Origin of the sequence: Burkholderia sp. Se-20378, from assembly GCF_017104665.1 — a bacterium.
Taxonomy (GTDB): Bacteria; Pseudomonadota; Gammaproteobacteria; order Burkholderiales; family Burkholderiaceae; genus Burkholderia; species Burkholderia lata.
In genome coordinates this window covers 1-17714 of the sequence record NZ_JAAGPG010000149.1, presented here as the reverse complement: position 1 = coordinate 17714, position 17714 = coordinate 1, and the positions used below count along the sequence as shown (strand labels likewise).

Here is a 17714-nt window from a genome sequence, read left to right as displayed (position 1 = left end):
GGCCCCGCGACCCCACCCGCCACCCAGCCCCCCGCTCACGCCGCCATGCAGCCCCCGCACCCGCCATCCGCACAGCCACCCACCCGGACACCCAGCCGCCCAGCCACCCAGCTACTCAGCCACTCAGCTACCCAGCTACTCAGCGACTCAGCTACTCAGCGACTCAGCGACTCAGCGACTCAGCGACTCAGCGACTCAGCGACTCAGCGACTCAGCGACTCAGCGACTCAGCGACTCAGCGACTCAGCGACTCAGCGACTCAGCGACTCAGCGACTCAGCGACTCATCCACGACCGTCGTTACGCCGCCGGCCGCGCCACCGCATGCGCGGCTTCGAGGCAGGTCTGGAACAGCAGCGCGGCCCGCGACGGCCGCGGCGAGCGCCGCAGCAGGCTCACGAACCGGCACCGGTAATTGAACCGGTGCGGTGCGATCGGCTGCATCAGCCCCTTGTTTTCGAAGCTTTCCGCGTAATGGTCGGGGAGGAAGCCGAGATAGCGGCCGGACAGGATCAGCGTCGCGATCGACTCCTGGTCCGACGCGGTCGCGCTGCGTGTGAGCTTCGCGCGGTGGCTCAGCTCCATGTTCGGCGAATGGAAACCGAGGCCCGCGAACGCATGGTTGCCGATCGTCGTCCACGTGAGCTTGCCGTGCGGCGCATCGTAGAGCGGATGCTGGCGGCCGCAGTAGAGCAGCATCCGTTCGTCGAACAGCTCCGAATACACGAGGCTGCCCGAGTTGCGGTGCGCGGGAATGATCCCGACCTGATAGCTGCCGTCGATGATCCCGCGCTCGACCTCGTTGATCGACGCGACATGCAGGTTCAGCGCGACGTCAGGGGCTTCGTCGGCGAACTGGCGGATCGCGTCGCCGAGCCGCGCGTTCGCGTTGGTGGCCGTCTTGTCGAATACCGCAATGTGCAGTTCGCCGCCCATCCGGTCGTGAATGCCGTCGATCCTGCTGCGAAATGCTTCCATCGACGCGAGCAGCCGCAACGTTTCCTCGTACACCGTCTGGCCCTCGGGCGTCAGCGTGAAGCCCGCGCGGCCGCGCCGGCACAGCACGAGGCCGAGGCGCGTTTCCAGATCCTTCACGTGCCGGCTGATCGTCGAGATGCCGATATTCAGTTCCAGTTCGGCCGCCGCCATCCCGCCGCACTGCACGACGCCCTTGAAGACCCGCAGCAGGCGGAGATCCATGTCGCTGAGCTGCCCGAGCAGCGCGCGACTCTTCGGTTTCTTTGCTTGCATAAATGTGCAAGTGAACATTGATATTGCGATATTCAAAAGACTAATTGGCCTCCCGACAATGCGCAATATCAACATAAGGAGGAGGGGCGCCACGCGCCGACCGACATGACCGACATCACCACCGCCCAGCAGGACGAAACCAACCTCCGCACCGACGCCGCGTGGCTCGACGCGCACTGGATGCCGTTCACGGCCAACCGCCAGTTCAAGGCCGATCCGCGCATGATCGTGTCGGGCAAGGGCGCGTATTACACGGATGGCGAAGGCCGCAAGATTTTCGATGGCCTGTCGGGTCTCTGGTGCACGGGCCTCGGTCATGGCCGCACGGAAATCGTCGAAGCCGTGAGCCGCCAGGTCGCGCAGCTCGACTACGCGCCGGCGTTCCAGTTCGGCCATCCGAAATCGTTTGAACTCGCGAACAAGATCAAGGACCTGACGCCGGCCGGCCTCGACTACGTGTTCTTCACGGGTTCGGGCTCGGAAGCGGCCGATACCTCGCTGAAGCTGGCCCGCGCTTACTGGCGCGCGAAGGGCAAGGGCACGAAGACGCGCCTGATCGGCCGCGAGAAGGGCTATCACGGCGTGAACTTCGGCGGCATCTCGGTCGGCGGGATCGGGCCGAACCGCAAGCTGTTCGGCCAGGGCCTCGACGCCGACTTCCTGCCGCACACGCAACTCGCCGAGAACAAGTTCTCGCGCGGGATGCCCGAGCACGGTGCCGAGCTGGCCGACCGCCTGCTCGAGCTGATCGCGCTGCACGACGCATCGAACATCGCGGCCGTGATCGTCGAGCCGTTCTCCGGTTCGGCGGGCGTGGTCGTGCCGCCGAAGGGCTATCTGAAGCGCCTGCGCGACATCTGTACCGCGCACGACATCCTGCTGATTTTCGACGAAGTCATCACGGGCTTCGGCCGTGCCGGCGCAATGACGGGCGCCGACGCGTTCGGCGTGGTGCCGGACATCATGAATTTCGCGAAGCAGGTGACGAACGGCGTGCAGCCGCTCGGCGGCGTGATCGCGACGAAGGAAATCTACGACACGTTCATGGCCGCGGGCGGCCCCGAGTACATGCTCGAGTTCCCGCACGGCTACACCTATTCGGCGCACCCGGTCGCATGCGCGGCCGGTGTCGCGGCGCTCGACCTGCTGGTGAAGGAAGACGCGGTGGCCCGCGTGCGCGATCTCGCGCCGCATTTCGAGGCCGCGGTGCACGGGCTGAAGGGCCAGCGCCACATCACGGACATCCGCAACTACGGGCTGGCAGCCGGCCTGACGATCGCGGCGCTGCCGGGCGAGCCGGCACGGCGCCCGTACGAGATCGCGATGCGCTGCTGGGCGAAGGGTTTCTACGTGCGCTACGGCGGCGACACGATCCAGCTGGCGCCCCCGTTCATCTCGGAGAAGCGCGAAATCGACAACCTGGTCAACGCGCTGTCCGACGCATTGAACGAAGTGGACTGAGCCGCGGCTTGCCCCTGAGCGATAACCGAATTCACGAAAGAGTCAGATACATGAAACACGACAGCAACGTAACCTCCACCGTCGGCCACCTGATCGACGGCAAGCGCGTCGACGGCGGCAGCCGCGTCCAGCCGGTGTTCGACCCGGCCACCGGCGAATCGCACAAGAGCGTCGCGCTCGCCGACAAGCTGACCGTCGAAGCCGCGATCGCGTCCGCGCAGGCCGCGTTCCCGGCCTGGCGCAATACGCCGCCGTTGAAGCGCGCCCGCGTGATGAGCCGCTTCAAGACGCTGCTCGAGGAGCACGCCGACGAGCTGTGCGCGCTGATCACGGCCGAGCACGGCAAGGTGCTCGCCGATGCGATGGGCGAACTGCAGCGCGGGATCGAGAACGTCGAATACGCGACCTACGTGCCCGAGCTGCTGAAGGGCGAGTACAGCAAGAACGTCGGCCCCGCGATCGATTCGTGGAGCGAGTTCCAGGCGCTCGGCGTCGCGGCCGGCATCACGCCGTTCAACTTCCCGGTGATGGTGCCGCTGTGGATGTGGCCGATGGCCGTCGCGTGCGGCAACACGTTCGTGCTGAAGCCGTCGGAGCGTACGCCGTCGTCAACGCTGCGCATGGCCGAGCTCGCGCTCGAAGCCGGCCTGCCGCCGGGCGTGCTGAACGTCGTGAACGGCGACAAGGAAGCGGTTGACACGCTGCTGACCGACTCGCGCGTGAAGGCCGTGAGCTTCGTCGGCTCGACGCCGATCGCCGAATACATCTACTCGACCGGCTGCGCGCACGGCAAGCGCGTGCAGGCGCTCGGCGGTGCGAAGAACTTCGCGGTCGTGATGCCGGACGCCGACATCGGCAACGCAGTGAACGCGCTGATGGGCGCGGCATACGGTTCGTGCGGCGAACGCTGCATGGCGATTCCGCTGGTCGTCGCGATCGGCGACGAGACGGGCGACAAGGTCGTCGCGGGCCTGAAGGCCGAGATCGAGAAGATGAAGGTCGGCCCGGGCAACGGCGCGGGCGTCGACATGGGGCCGCTCGTCACGCAGCAGCATTTCGAGAAGGTGACGGGATTCGTCGAAGCCGGTGTGGAAGCGGGCGCGACGCTCGTCGTCGACGGCCGCAGCGTGAAGGTCGACGGCCACGACGGCGGCTATTACCTCGGCCCGTGCCTGTTCGACAACGTGAAGCCCGGCATGCCGATCTACCAGCACGAGATCTTCGGGCCCGTGCTCGGCGTGATCCGGCTGAAGTCGCTCGACGAGGCGATGGCGCTGATCGATGCGCACGAGTACGGCAACGGCACGTGCCTGTTCACACGCGACGGCGAGGCCGCACGCTACTTCGGCGACAACATCCAGATCGGCATGGTCGGCATCAACGTGCCGCTGCCGGTGCCGGTTGCATACCACTCGTTCGGCGGCTGGAAGCGTTCGCTGTTCGGCGATCTGCACGCGTACGGCCCGGATGCCGTGCGCTTCTACACGAAGCGCAAGACGATCACGCAGCGCTGGCCGTCGGCCGGCGTGCGCGAAGGCACGGTGTTCAGCTTCCCGTCGAACCGCTGACGCGCCACCCGGCTGCAAGCATTGCCTGCCCGCCTCACGGCGGGCAACCCAATGCGGCCGGTGTGATCGCACCAAGGCCCGCCCGGATCGACGATCCGCGCGGGCTTTTTCACGTCCGCGCGGCGCGCGCGGAAGACGGCGGAATGACGCTTACGGCGCAACCACGTGCCACATGTCCTTGAAGTTGTCGCCGTTGCGGTCGCCCTGTTTCATGTCCTTCGAGAAGAAGTACAGCGGCTTGCCCTTGTACGCCCATTGCGGGCTGCCGTCTTCGCGCTTGACGATCGTGTAGGGCCCGACCGGAACGTCGGTCGCGCTGGCCTTGTAGGGCGGCCAGAAGGACTCGCACTGGCCCGTGCACGCGCTGGTGCCGGCGTTGGCCTTGTCCTTGTCGAACGTATAGACGGTCATCCCGTTCGCGGCGACGAGCGAACCGTTCTCGACTTTCGTGATCGAGCCTTGGGCCGACGCCGAGGCGGATGCAATGGCGAGCAGGGCGGAGCTGACGAGCAGCGCGGCTTTCATGAGGGCCTCCTGTAATCCGGTGGGCGGCCGCGATCGTGCACGGGCGAGCGTGCGCCAGGATCGCGATGAATGGTGCCGGAACGCGGCGCCGCTGCCGCCGGTGCGAGCGACGCAGGGTCGAATGGCGGCGAACGGGGCGCTCCATTCACGATAGGCGGTTTTTGGCGGGGCTGCGAGAACATCGGGGGCGTATCGGCCGCGCGTGGGCGTGACACAACGGCGCGGCGATCGCCGTCATGCTTCGGCTCCGCGATCTGGCATCCGTCCCCTTGGGTGTGCGATACGCACGCCAATGCGTCAGCGCCGCGCGCGATTGGTCAGCGCGACGCCTGCGATCACGAGCGCCCCGCCGGCCAGCATCGACGGCGACAACGGCTCGCCGAGCAGCGCAACCGACAGCAGCACGCCGAACACGGGCACCAGGTTGGTGAATACGGCCGCGCGGGCCGGCCCGAGTTCGCGGATTCCCTGCGAATACCAGACGAACGCGACCACCGTGCCGATCGCGCCGAGGTAGAGCATCGACGCGATGGCCTGCCACGTCAGCGGCGTGCCGCTGCCGGCGGTCGAGCCGAACAGGTGCGCGACGATCAGCAGCGCGAGGCCCCACAGCGCCGCATACGTCGTGGCCGCCAGCGGCGATAGCCCGTCGAGCGCGCGCCGGCCGATCACCGTATAGGCGGCCCAGCTCAGCACCGCGCACAGCATGTAGCGTTCGCCTGCGCCGAACGTGGTGCCGAGATCGGTCAGCACCCGCAGCAATTCGCCGCGGCTGATCACGACCAGCGCGCCGAACAGCGCGACGGCGATGCCGGCCCAGCGCGACAGCGACAGGCGTTCCCCGCGCACGACGATCGACAGCAGCACGGCGGTGGCGACCGGGTTCAGCGCGACGAACAGCGCGGTGCGTCCCGCCGGCATCCGCGCGAGCGCCGCGAAAAAGCACACGTTGTACAGGAAGATGCCGGTCGCGCCGAGCCCGAAGGTCGTCACGATCTGGCGGCCGCTCAGCTTTGGCAGCCCGCCTTCGATCTTCCACGTCAGCACGACCAGCAGCAGCGCGGCGATCGCGAAGCGGCCGGTGGCCGCGGCGGTCGCCTGCATCGACGCGGCCAGGATCCGTCCCGCGATGAACGTGCCGCCCCAGAACAGCGCGACGAGCGTGAGCTTCACGTAGATGGCCGCGGGCGGCCGGGTGGCAACGATGGCGGCGGGCGGGGCGGGAGCGTTCATTTGACGGGGTTTCTCGGTGAGCGCCTGCGACAACGCGTGAGCGACCGCGCGCGGCAGACGATGCCGAATCGTGCGAAGCCCGGCCGGCTGGCAGGCTGGATTCAGGGGAACGGGGGTGGCGCTGCGTCGTCAGCGAAACACCGGTGCCGACGCAAGCGCGGTCAGCACGACGGGCATCGCGAGCGCCGCGGCGATCGTCTGGAATGCGGTGATGCCGGCCATCAGCGGTGCGTCGCCGCCGAGCTGGCGCGCCATGATGTAGGACGCCGACGACGTCGGCAGCGCCTGGAACAGCAGCGCGACCGTCAGCGCCGCATCGCCGAGCCCGAACAGGCGGCCGGCGGCGAGCGTGATGAGCGGCATCGCCATGAACTTGAACGCCGACGCGACGCACACCGGTTGCAGCCACGCACGCGCCGCATCGAATTTCAGCGCCGCGCCCACGCACAGCAGACCGAGCGGCATCGACGCGACGCCGAGCGCACGCACGGCCGGCTCGACGGCCGCCGGGAACGAAACCCCGCCGGCCTGCATCGCGATCCCGAGCACGCACGCGACGACGAGCGGATTGGACAGGATCTGGCGCGCGAGCGCCGCCGCGCCGAGCCGTGTGTCGCCGTAGCGCGCGAACACGAGCACGCACATCAGGTTGACGGTCGGGACGATCGCCGCGACGCACACGGCCGCGAGCGCAATGCCTTTTGCGCCGAACAGGCCGGCCGCGAGTGCGGTGCCGACATAGTTGTTGAAGCGCACGGCGCCCTGGAACACCGACGTGAAGCCGGCGCCGTCGACCCGCACGAACCGCCGGACCAGCAGGAGAAGCGCCGCGGCGAGCGCGGTCGAACCGACCAGCGCTGCCGCGAGCGGTAAAACGGGCAGCGATTGCAGCCGCGCGTTCGCGAGGCCGTCCGCGAACAGCGCGGGCAGCAGCACGTAGTAGCACAACCGCTCGGCCTGCGGCCAGAACGCGTCGGCGATGAAGCCCGTGCGCCGCAGGCCGTGACCGAACGCGACCAGCAGCGCAACCGGCGCCAGCGCGAGCAGGATCGGGCCGATCATCGGCGCGCCTTTACGCGAGGCGTGCGGGCGGTGCGGGCCGACTCGAGCGGCTGGCGCGCAAAGCGACGGAACGAGGCGGGAATCCATCCGGCGGGCAACATGGCGACACGCAATCGAAAGAGTGACGATGCCGCCAAGTTAACACGCGCAAGCAACAGGAATAATTGTTAATTATCGGGTGTTCAATGAGAAATTCTCATTGATGAGGCGGTAACTTCGGCGGCCAGCGCACGGGCGAAACGTTCGGCCGGGCGCGACTGGTGTTCGAGCAGGACGACCGCGCGCCCCATTTGCGGCTGGCCGAACGGCAAGCGCGTGACGGGCGGCAGGCGCGCGAGCGTCGAATCGGGGAGCGCGACGATCGCCGCGCCGAGCCCTCTCGCGACCATGCGCGCGATCGTTTCCGCGCTGTCCAGCACCATCTCCTCGCGCACGCGCACGCCGATGCGGCGCAGCTCGGCGGCGATCATGCGGCCGGCCCATGCCTGCGCGTCGAAGCGGATGAACGGCAGCGAATCGAGCAGCGTGACCGCGTCGCGTTCAGCATGGTCCGGCGGCGCGAGCAGCCAGAAGCGATCCTCGTACAGCGTGGTCCACGTCAGTTCCGCCGGATGCGGGCGCACGGGGCTCGTCGTGATCGCCGCATCGAGTTCGCCGGCTGCGACGCGGTTCGCCAGTTCGGCCGACATCCCGGCCGACACGTGCACGCGCAGCCCCGGGTGCGCCGCGCGCAGCGCGAGCAGCGCGTCGGGCAGCGGGCCGGACAGCGCGGTCTGGATCGCGCCGATCCGCAGGCGGCCGACCAGCTTCTTCTCGTCGCTGAGCGCATCGGGAATCCGGTCGACCATCGCGAGCACCTGCTCGGCCTGTGCGAGCAGGATGTTGCCGGCCTCGGTGAGCACCGGCTGCCGGCGCGAACGATCGAACAACTGCACGTTGTATTCGCTTTCGAGCGTCTTGATCTGCAGGCTCACCGCCGATTGCGTGAGGCCGATGGCTTCGCCGGCGCGCGCGAACGTCCGGTATCGGGCGATGGCGACCAGCGTTCTGAATGCGCGTAATGACATGAGCGGACGGAGGTGAGCAGAGGCGGCCCCGGCCGGCGCGATTGACGGCCGCGTTGCGGGTAACGGCTCGCAGGGCCGCTGCCAGGGTTCGCGACATCATGCCCGCGCGTCTGGAATCGGGCAACCGGCCTGGATGGGGGGCGGGGTGTCGCCGATGAGTCGCGGTGGTTCGAGCAATCTTTAAAATGATATAGTTCTATTTTTAGAATGTTTAAGCCGGGCAAGCGTGCTGTCTGAAGCGCAGCGTGGTGGCGCGGGCGCCGGCGTGTCGAGACCGAAGTGGAACGAGGAGCAGGGGCATGACGAAGGTGGCACATCCGGGTTTGTCGTCGCAGCGGCTGAAGGCGCTCGACACGCGGCTGAACGAGCGGTACGTGGCGTCCGGGCGCTTGCCGGGCGCGGTGACGATGATTCATCGCCGTGGCGAGCTGGCGCACGTGAACGTCGTTGGGTCGATGGACGTCGAGCGGGCGAAGCCGATGCGCGAGGACGCGATTTTCCGCATCTATTCGATGACCAAGCCGATCACGAGCGTCGCGTTCATGACGCTGGTCGAGCAGGGGCTGGTCGCGCTGGACGATCCCGTGTCGAGCGTGATTCCGGCCTGGAAGGATCTGGGTGTTGCCGTGGCGGGCGCACGGAGTCTCGGCGGGTTCCAGACCCGGCCGGTCCAGCGCGAGATGCTGATGGTGGATCTGCTGCGCCATACGGCCGGGTTGTCGTATTTCTTCCAGGCCCGTACGAACGTCGATGCCGCATACCGCGAACTCGCGCTCGGCGAACCGGGCAACCCGGGCGGTCTCGACGGCATGATCGCGGATCTGGCCCGGCTGCCGCTCGACTACTCGCCGGGCGACGAATGGAATTATTCGGTCGCGACGCATGTGCTCGGCTATCTCGTCGAGAAGATTTCGGGGCAGCCGTTTGCCGACTACCTGAAGCATGCGCTGTTCGACCCGATCGGCATGCCCGACACCGGTTTCTTCGTGCCGGACGAGCAGACCGAGCGCCTGTGCGCGTGTTATCGCCCGGGCGCCGATGGCGGCCTCGTGTTGCAGGACGACCCGGCCGCCAGCGCGTTTCGCCGGCCGCCGGCGCTGGCGTCGGGCGGCAGCGGGCTCGTGTCGACGGCGGGCGACTACCTGCGCTTCTGCCGGATGCTGCTGAATCGCGGGGCGATCGACGGGCACCGGATCCTGAGCCCGAAGACCGTCGAGCTGATGACGATCAACCATCTGCCGGGTGGCCAGACGCTCGACCGGATGTCGCGTTCCACGTTCAGCGAAGCCGTGTATCCGGGGCTCGGTTTCGGGCTCGGCTTCGCGGTGACGCAGGACCTGGCCGCGACGATGCAGCCGGGCAGCGTCGGCGATTACTTCTGGGGCGGCGGCGCCAGCACGGCCTTCTGGATCGATCCGGCCGAGGACCTGATCGTCGTGTTCATGACGCAGTTGCTGCCGTCGACGACGTACCGGATCCGCCGCGACCTGCGGCATTGGGTCTACGGTGCGATGGGCGACGACGATGGCGGCGCGCCGGCGTGATGCAGTGTGCGGGTCAGGCCGCCGGCTTGCGCGTGGTCTTCCGGGGGCCCGTGCGCGGCGACGGGATCAGGTCGGCACTGCGATCGTCGCCGTCGAGATCGTGCGTGATATCGAGCACGAAGCGGTCGGCGCGGTAGAGATAGAGCCCCGCGTGGACGATGCAGCCGTCGTCGTCGGTCCACCAGCGGCGCATGCGAATCAGCATGTCGGCCATGCTGCAGTCGGCGCCGTCCGACGCGAGCAGGTCGGCGGTTTCCTGGTCCGCATAGGCGGCCGTGATTTCCTGGCGGGCCTTCGCGAGCGGAAGACGGTTGTATTGACGGACGAGATAGCCGACCTTGTGCCGTGCATCGCTGCCTTTCGGAAACCGGTCGTAGGTTTCGCGTGCGACGTAGCTGTCCATCACGCCATAAGGCATGCCGTCGTGCAGATGAAGCGTGCGGATCCGCATGTAGGCGGCGCGCATTGGCTGGCCCGTCTGCAACGCGGCGGGCAATTCGGTCACGGCTTCACGCAGCAGCACGCGCAGCGTCTGGCCGGGCGCGAGCTGCAGCGGGTCGTTGATCGCGGCGCGCAGCTCCGGGTTATCCGCCGGCGAGACGACATCGGCCGTGACGAACGTGCCGCGGCCGCGTGCGCTGCTCACGAGCCCGTCGGCGCTCAGTTCGGCCAGCGCCTGGCGCACGGTGATCGTGCCCGCCTGATAGAACGCGCACAGCTCGGGAATCGGCGGCAACTGGTCGCCGCGCTTCCATTCGCCCTGATGGATGCGTCCGCGCAGCAGGCTGGCAATCCGCGCATAAAGGGCGACCCCTTTGCGCTCGGGGGGCGACGACGACGGGTTCAATCACGGGCTCCTGGAATGATGCGGGCGGCGGCGGGGTTCGGCGCAATGCCTAACATTCTACTATTGGAATGTATGCGCGCTCGCGCATCAGGCAGGGCCGGCAAGCGACGCTGCGCACCGGCGCAATGCGCCGCACGCGCCGCGTCATACCCACAGCCGGTACATCCAGAACGATTCATCCTCGATGAAGCGTTGCGTGAATTCGCTCGGCGAGAATCCCGTGATGCGCTTGACCTCGCGGCTCAGGTGCGCCTGGTCGGCGAACCCTTCGTCCAGCGCCAGCGTGGCCCAGTTGAACGCGGCGCCGGCTTCGAACCGGTCGCGCGCCGCGAAGAATGCACTTTCCGTCCTGACGAGCGTTTGCCATTCGCGCAGCGATCGGCCGCTGTAGGTCTTGATTCGCCGTTCGACCTGCCGCGGGCTGTGGGTGTGCCGCCATTCACGGGCCTGCAGCGCGAGGCGTTCGACCCAACTGCGTCCTGCGTTGCGGAGCGACGACAGCGGCGTCGCGGGCCGCAGCGCCCGCCAGCGCGGCGCGAGATGACGTTCGATGGCCGCCAGCACGTCGGCATCGCGGTCCGCGCCGAGCAGGCCATCGAGCAGCGGGTGCCAGTCGTGGCCGAGGCACACGTGCGCGTCGAGCACACGGTCGTGGATCTCCGCCAGCGCGATGCCGAACAGCGCTCGCGCCGCATCGGCGGTGAAGCAGATCATGCCGATCCGGCCGCCCGTGGGCGCCCAGGCCACGGTGGGGGCCGAATGGCTGCCCGACAGCGTCGCCGCGGCGCCGAAGGGGCGCCATCGAGGCCCGTCGGCCGTGGGTTCGACGAAGCCCACGTCGAGATCCCGATACCACGACACGCACACGAGCGGCGTGGCCGGAAAATGCGAGAGCCGCTGCGCGTCGCTCAACGCGAACCCGCGCGTGTCGTGCAACACGATCGCGACCACCGCACCCTGCAGGGCAGCCGGCGCGGGGTACAGGCGCCCATGCGGCGACCGCCCGTCGTTCAGCGCGCGGGGGGCGCGCGCCAGCGGATCGGGGCACGACGGCGAGATCGATGACGGGTCGGAGAACATGACGCCGGAGTATAGGGATCGGCCAGATGCGTGTCGATGTCGTTTGCGTTCAAGACCGCATGCGTACCGGTGCAGATAATCGGCTCCATGAACACGCAATCCACTTCCCAATGTCCATTTCATGCGGACGCCGCGGCTTCGGCGCCCGTGCTTCACCCGCCCGGCGTATGGCCGCCGGGGCCGCCTGCCGGCCTGACGGGGTGGGGTCTGTTGCGCGCGATGTCGCGCGACCTGCTCGGCACGCTGGCCGGCTGGCAGCGTACCTACGGCGACGTCGTGCACTTGCGCGTGCGGCCCGAGCATGCGGTGGTCGTGACCGACCCGGCGCTCGTGCGCGAACTCCTGGTTACGCATCACGATGCGCTCGGGCGCTGGGAGCGAGCCATCCGGGTGTTCGCGCAGGTCCACGGCCATAGCGTGCTGGTCGCCGAAGGCGATGCGTGGCGCGACAAGCGGCAGGCGTTGCAACCGAATTTCATGCCGAAGCCGGTGCAGGCGTTCGTACCTTCGATCGCGGCGACGGCCGGACATGCGCTCGCGCAGTGGCCCGCGCGCGATCCTGACTGGCCGATCGAAAGCGCGCTGACGTCGCTGGCGATGGACGTGATCATGCGCACGATGTTCTCCGACGCGATCGGCGACGATGCGCGTGCAGCCGAGGAGGCCGTGCGCACGGTGAGCGCGACGGCCAACGCCGATTTCTACTGGCCGGCAAGCACGCCGGACTGGGTGCCCTGGAAGCGTGGCAAGGCGCGGGCGATGGCCGTGCTGAACGGGCTGATCGATCGGCAACTGCATGCGCGTCTCGATCTGCCGACGCACGCGTGGCCCGACGATCTGCTGTCGCGCCTGTTGCGGCTGCATCAGGGCGACGCACGGCGATGGCCGCTGCAGGCCGTGCACGACGAATGCATGACCGCATTTCTCGCGGGCCACGAGACGACGGCCGGAGCGCTGACCTGGTGGGCGTGGTGCATGGCAACGAATCCGGCGGCGCAAGCCACCGCGCGCGACGAGGTGGCGCGCGTGCTGGGCGGTCGCGCGCCGTCCGCCGAGACGCGATCGTCGTTGCGCTACCTGACGCACACGCTCGACGAAACGCTGCGCCTGTATCCGTCCGCGCCGATCCTGATCAGCCGCCGGGCGTCCCGGCCGATCGTGCTGGGGCCGTGGCAGTTTCCCGCGCGGACGCTGTTCATGCTGCCGTTGCAACTGATGCAGCGCGATGCGCGATGGTTTGCGGAGCCCGATGTGTTCCGTCCCGAGCGTTTTGCGGACGACGCGCCGGCCGCGCCGCGCGGAAGCTACATGCCGTTCGGCACGGGCCCGCGCGTGTGTCTCGGGCAGCATCTGGCGATGACGGAAATGACGGTCGTCGCCGCGATGGTCCTGCAGCGCTACGAATTGTCGGCGCCGCCCGGCATGAAGCCGCCGCGGCCGGTGCTGAACGTGACGCTGCGGCCGGAGCGGCCGCTGCATCTCGCCATCGCGCCCGCCGGTACCGTGTGATGCGGGCGGCGCGCTGAATCGACGGCGCATCGAACGCGACGCCATTCCCGCCGGATTCGCGTGTCGCGAACGATTGCCGCTCGCGTGATGCGGCGTCATCGAATCGTCGGAATGTGAATGCGTGCGGGCCACGGGTTTCGGCGCCCCTGGCGCGGCATTGCGCAGCACCTATGCTTGAAGGGCCCAGCCCGGGCGGAGCCCAAGGAGGATGGTCATGCGCATGCTTCTCAACATACGAATCCCTCACGAGCCGTTCAACACGCTGGTGCGCGATGGCAGCGTGGGCGACGTGATCTCGCGAATACTCGAAGCAGTCAAGCCGGAGGCCGTGTATTTCACGGAGCAGAACGGCGGGCGCGGGGCGGTCGTGATCGTCGACCTGAATGATCCGTCGCAGATCCCGGCGCTCGCGGAGCCGTGGTTCCTGATGTTGAATGCGGACTGCGAGTTCCGCGTGGTGATGTTGCCGGACGATCTCAAGAACGCCGGGCTCGCGCAGATCGGCGCGAAGTGGAAGTAGACGTAGCGGGAATCAGCGCATGACGATGCCCCTGCTCGAGAACCGGGCAGGCGGCTCGGTGCACACGGCCGTTCACGTGCCGGCTATCGCGCAGGCTGCGGCGGTTCGGCGTTCACCGCTTGCCTGTCTTTCGGCCGCAACAGCAACAGCAGGCCGCTCAGTGCCGCCGCCGCGACGAACACGAAAAAGAACTGTTCGTTCCATTGGCGCAGGCTGTCGGATGCCACACCACCGGCACTCCCGGCCGCGGCGCCGGCTTCCAGCAGGAACGTGAAGACTGCCGGCACCGGCGCGGAGCCCAGGTAGGCCAGGAACGCGCACTGCAACCGGCCGCGGGTCAGGAGCGACCAGACGTCCTTGCCCATCAGGCAGGCGACCAGCACCACGGGCGGGACGAGCACGATCGATGCGGCGCTGATCGCGCACAGAAACAGCCAGCCAAGTCCGACGATCGGAATGAGCGACATGAATCGGGGCTCCTGTTTTCGGGCAATCCTGTTGTCGACGGCGCATCCGCATCGGCGTTGCCGGATGACCACGGCATGCGGCGTTTCACGGAGTGTGCCCGATTCCACGCCGGTTGCCATCCATCGGCATCGATGCGGTCATCCCGCCGCGTCTTCCCCCAGCGCCTGGATGAAGCGCGAAAACAGCTCGGGCTGCGACGAAATCCCGAGCTTCGTGTACAGGTGCCGCCGGTGCACCTTCACCGTTTCGGGTGAGATCGCGAGCCGCTCGGCGATCGCCTTCGACGAATTGCCGCGCAGCACCATTCGCGCGATCGACATCTCGCGATCGGTCAGCACGCCCGCGCCGAAGCGGGCAAGCGCCTGCTCGACCCGCGCGCCGAGATCGGCGTCGGGCGTCACGCGCGCCGCGTCGCCCACCAGCCGCCAGTGCTGCCGGATCGCCGCGAGCACCCACGGCATCGCGGCCGTCAGCTTGCCGAGCGGCTCGACGTCGAACCGCGTGCCCGCACCGAGCGACAGCGACAGCAGCATGTCGGCGTTTGGCCGCACGAGGATCTGGATCTCGTCGTCGCCGACCGCATCGCGGAAGTAGCTCAGAAAATATTCGCTCTGCCGGAACAGGTCGGGCGCGACTTCCTCGAGCCGGTAGCAGCCGTCGGCGAGCCCGTCGTGCGCGGCCTGCAGGAACGGGTCGAGCAGATACACGCCGTTCAGGTAAAGCGGCACGGGCGACGCGGCATCGGTGCCGCCCGTGTCGTATTCGTCGAGCACGAGCGGCACGCCGTCGCGGCCGATCGCGGTCGCAAGCGCGTTGTCGAACGGCACCATTTCATTGAGCAACAGCACCAGGAACCGCCAGAAACGAGGCTGGCCGAGATGATCGATTGCGCGGCCGAGCGCCTGGTGCATCGCGATTTCGGAAAAGAGACGATCCATACCACCACCGGAAGGGCGTAACACGAAGGGGGAATAGCGGTCCTGAAATTGGCTTCCTAGACTGCCACGCAATCAATCGGGCCCGAGTATGGGCGTTCAAAAAAAGTTGGCAAAGGAGCACAGGAGAACGAAATGGCGATGATGTCGGAATCGACGGGCACGCTGCAAGCGGCGCCTGCAACGGAAGACGCGCCGCGCGCGCTGTCGCAGACGCTCAGCGTGCGCGATGCAGTGATGATCACCGTATCGGGGGTGACGCCCGCGAGCTCGATCTTCGTGATCGCGCCGTTTGCGATCCAGCAGGCCGGCAGCGGTGCAGTGCTGTCGTTCCTGCTCGGCGGCGTGCTCGCGCTGGCGTTTGCGCTCTGCTACGCGGAGCTCAGCGCCGCGCACCGCAGCGCGGGCGGCGAATACGTGATGGCCAAGCGCGTGTTCGGCCCGCTGCCCGGCTACCTGACCTTCGTCACGGTGCTGTCCGTCAGCGTGTTCATCCCGGCCGTGCTCGCGAGCGGCGCCGCGCCATACCTGAACAACGCGCTCGGCACGCACTTCAGCAACCAGTCGGTCGCGCTGACGATCGTGCTGCTCAGCTACCTGCTCGGCATGCTGAACATCAAGACGAACGCGTGGATCACGGGCGCGTTTCTCGTCGTCGAGATCGGTGTGCTGATGCTGATCGCGGGCCTCGGCTTCGGTTCGCCGCATCGTGGCGCCGACGCGCTGATCGCGCCGGTCGTCGCGAGCGGCAACGCGCTCGTGCCGGCGACGCTGGCCGCGATCGTTCCGGCGATCGGTACGGCGATCTTCTGCTACAACGGCTTCGGCTCGGCCGCCTATCTCGCGGAAGACCTGCGCGGCGGCAACCGCAATGTCGCGAAGGCGGTGATCTACTCGCTGCTCGTGATCCTCGTCGTCGAACTGATTCCGCTCACCGCAATCGTGCTCGGTGCGCCGTCGCTGACCGAGCTGACGAAAAGCGCCGACCCGATCGGCTATGTCGTGCGTTCGTTGAGCAACCCGGCCGTGTCGCGCGTGGTCAGCGGCGGGATCTTCCTGTCGGTGTTCAACGCGATCATCGCGATCGTGATCACGATGGGCCGGCTGCTGTACAGCAGCGGCCGGCATGCGCTCTGGTCGCGCACCTGCAACCGCGCATTCTCGACGATCCACCCGCGCTTCGAATCGCCGTGGCTCGCCACCATCGCGCTCGCGGTGCCGTCGGCGGGGCTCGTGTTCGTGTCGAGCCTCGACGAGCTGACCGCGTTCACGGTCGACCTGCTGCTGCTGATCTATCTGGTCGTCGGGCTGGCCGCGCTCGCGAGCCGCTTCGTGCGCCGTGACGTCGAGCATCATTACCGGATGCCGTTGTGGCCCGTGACGCCGCTCGTCGCGGTGGCGGGCGCTGCCTATACGCTCTACACGACGCTCGCGACGGCCACCAAACCGACCGACCTGATCATCATCGCCGGGCTGCTGGTCGCCGCGCTCGTGATGTATGTGGTCTGGGCGCGTCACAGCGAAGCCTTCCGTACGCTCTGAGCGCCGGATCGAAGCTTGTCATGTCGAAACACTGAAGCACAGAAACACCGAACCATTGAAAGACTGGAGGAATTGCATCATGCGCATGAGGGATCTGGGCATCCGCATCGGACTCGGCACACCGGGCCGCTTCAACGCGATTACGGACGTTCCGGGCGTGCGGGTCGGACACTGCACGCTGAACGTCGAGAACGGCGACGCATCGATTCGTACCGGCGTCACCGTCATCGAGCCGCGCGCGGGCGCCGCGCACGATTCGCCGTGCTTCGCGGGGGTGCACGTGCTGAACGGCAACGGCGACGCGACGGGTCTTGAATGGATCCGCGAGGCCGGCCTGCTGACCACGCCGATCGCCTATACGAACACGCACAGCGTCGGTGCGGTGCGCGATGCGCTCGTCACGAACGAGCGCGAAGCGGCGGCTGGCCGCGTGTACTGGTGCATGCCGGTCGTGATGGAAACCTACGATGGGCTGCTGAACGACATCTGGGGGCAGCACGTGAGCGCCGCGCATGTGCAGCGCGCGCTGGCCGCCGCGCAGTCGGGGCCGGTTGCCGAGGGCGGTGTGGGCGGCGGCACGGGGATGATCTGCCACGAGTTCAAGGGCGGCATCGGCACCGCGTCGCGCGTGCTGGCGGCCGATGCGGGCGGCTGGACCGTCGGCGCACTCGTGCAGGCGAACTACGGCGTACGTGAAATGCTGCGCGTGGCCGGCTACCCGGTCGGCGAAGTGCTGCGCCACGTGCCTTCGCCGTTCCGTGCGCCGGACGCGCAAGGCGAAGCCGGGATGGGTTCGATCGTGGTGACGATCGCGACCGACGCGCCGCTGCTGCCGCACCAGTGCACGCGCCTTGCGCAGCGCGCGAGCGTCGGGCTGGCGCGCGTCGGCGGCGGCACCGAGGATTCGAGCGGCGACATCTTCCTTGCGTTCGCAACGGGCAACGACGGCCTGCCGGCGGCGAACTACGGAAGCAAGGGCGCGCCGACCACCGGCGTGAAGATGGTCAACAACGACCATATTTCCGCGCTGTTCGTCGCGGCGGCGGAAGCGGTGGAGGAAGCGATCGTGAATGCGCTCGTCGCGGGCGGCGACGTCGAGTCGA

The 17714-nt window shown here is 67.9% G+C and carries 16 protein-coding genes; 7 read left to right on the top strand and 9 right to left on the bottom strand.

The annotated features are described in order from the left end of the window. Positions 1-299: 299 nt before the first annotated feature. Positions 300-1250 (bottom strand): LysR family transcriptional regulator, encoded by a 951-nt coding sequence (locus G3N93_RS17540; protein ID WP_174935427.1) that lies wholly within the window; start codon positions 1248-1250, stop codon positions 300-302. 105 nt (positions 1251-1355) lie between these two features. Here G3N93_RS17540 and G3N93_RS17535 point away from each other — a divergent pair, with 105 nt between their 5' ends. Next, positions 1356-2711, top strand: coding sequence for an aspartate aminotransferase family protein (locus G3N93_RS17535; protein WP_011355300.1), 1356 nt, complete (start codon positions 1356-1358; stop codon positions 2709-2711). A gap of 50 nt (positions 2712-2761) precedes the next feature. Continuing rightward, positions 2762-4279: a CoA-acylating methylmalonate-semialdehyde dehydrogenase gene (locus G3N93_RS17530; RefSeq protein WP_206133589.1), complete on the top strand. Its 1518-nt coding sequence runs from the start codon at positions 2762-2764 to the stop codon at positions 4277-4279. Between the two features lie 150 nt (positions 4280-4429). Here the strand turns inward: G3N93_RS17530 and G3N93_RS17525 are convergent, their stop codons facing one another. The 4 genes from G3N93_RS17525 to G3N93_RS17510 form a co-directional block, all read right to left on the bottom strand. Then, positions 4430-4804, bottom strand: coding sequence for a hypothetical protein (locus G3N93_RS17525; RefSeq protein WP_174935425.1), 375 nt, complete (start codon positions 4802-4804; stop codon positions 4430-4432). Between the two features lie 297 nt (positions 4805-5101). Then, the gene (locus tag G3N93_RS17520) at positions 5102-6037 is read right to left on the bottom strand and encodes a DMT family transporter (protein ID WP_206133588.1); all 936 of its coding nucleotides are present in this window, start codon (positions 6035-6037) and stop codon (positions 5102-5104) included. Between the two features lie 129 nt (positions 6038-6166). Continuing rightward, positions 6167-7099 carry an AEC family transporter gene (locus G3N93_RS17515; RefSeq protein ID WP_206133587.1) on the bottom strand — a complete coding sequence of 311 codons (933 nt, stop codon included), beginning with the start codon at positions 7097-7099 and terminating at the stop codon, positions 6167-6169. A 182-nt stretch (positions 7100-7281) separates the two neighbouring features. Beyond that, on the bottom strand, positions 7282-8166 hold the full coding sequence (locus tag G3N93_RS17510) for a LysR substrate-binding domain-containing protein (protein ID WP_174935419.1): 885 nt from the start codon (positions 8164-8166) through the stop codon (positions 7282-7284). A gap of 299 nt (positions 8167-8465) precedes the next feature. Here G3N93_RS17510 and G3N93_RS17505 point away from each other — a divergent pair, with 299 nt between their 5' ends. Then, positions 8466-9710 carry a serine hydrolase gene (locus G3N93_RS17505; RefSeq protein WP_206133586.1) on the top strand — a complete coding sequence of 415 codons (1245 nt, stop codon included), beginning with the start codon at positions 8466-8468 and terminating at the stop codon, positions 9708-9710. A gap of 13 nt (positions 9711-9723) precedes the next feature. Here G3N93_RS17505 and G3N93_RS17500 read toward each other — a convergent pair whose 3' ends face one another. Both G3N93_RS17500 and G3N93_RS17495 read right to left on the bottom strand, forming a co-directional pair. Then, positions 9724-10557 (bottom strand): GntR family transcriptional regulator, encoded by an 834-nt coding sequence (locus G3N93_RS17500; protein WP_206133585.1) that lies wholly within the window; start codon positions 10555-10557, stop codon positions 9724-9726. Positions 10558-10701: 144 nt separating this feature from the next. Further along, a complete protein-coding gene (locus G3N93_RS17495) occupies positions 10702-11637 on the bottom strand; it encodes an AraC family transcriptional regulator (RefSeq protein ID WP_174937937.1) in 936 nt (311 codons plus the stop codon). Between the two features lie 87 nt (positions 11638-11724). Between G3N93_RS17495 and G3N93_RS17490 the strand changes: the two genes are divergently transcribed. Beyond that, positions 11725-13146 carry a cytochrome P450 gene (locus G3N93_RS17490; protein ID WP_206133584.1) on the top strand — a complete coding sequence of 474 codons (1422 nt, stop codon included), beginning with the start codon at positions 11725-11727 and terminating at the stop codon, positions 13144-13146. 214 nt (positions 13147-13360) lie between these two features. Then, entirely contained in the window at positions 13361-13666 is a 306-nt protein-coding gene (locus tag G3N93_RS17485) for a hypothetical protein (RefSeq protein WP_011355290.1), read from the top strand. An 83-nt stretch (positions 13667-13749) separates the two neighbouring features. Here G3N93_RS17485 and G3N93_RS17480 read toward each other — a convergent pair whose 3' ends face one another. Beyond that, on the bottom strand, positions 13750-14133 hold the full coding sequence (locus G3N93_RS17480; RefSeq protein ID WP_206133583.1) for a hypothetical protein: 384 nt from the start codon (positions 14131-14133) through the stop codon (positions 13750-13752). A gap of 138 nt (positions 14134-14271) precedes the next feature. Then, positions 14272-15072 (bottom strand): helix-turn-helix transcriptional regulator, encoded by an 801-nt coding sequence (locus G3N93_RS17475; protein WP_174935399.1) that lies wholly within the window; start codon positions 15070-15072, stop codon positions 14272-14274. Positions 15073-15204: 132 nt separating this feature from the next. Between G3N93_RS17475 and G3N93_RS17470 the strand changes: the two genes are divergently transcribed. Next, positions 15205-16611: an APC family permease gene (locus tag G3N93_RS17470; RefSeq protein ID WP_174935397.1), complete on the top strand. Its 1407-nt coding sequence runs from the start codon at positions 15205-15207 to the stop codon at positions 16609-16611. Between the two features lie 79 nt (positions 16612-16690). Then, positions 16691-17714: P1 family peptidase (locus G3N93_RS17465; RefSeq protein WP_206133582.1), on the top strand; the 1024-nt coding region annotated here is incomplete at its 3' end.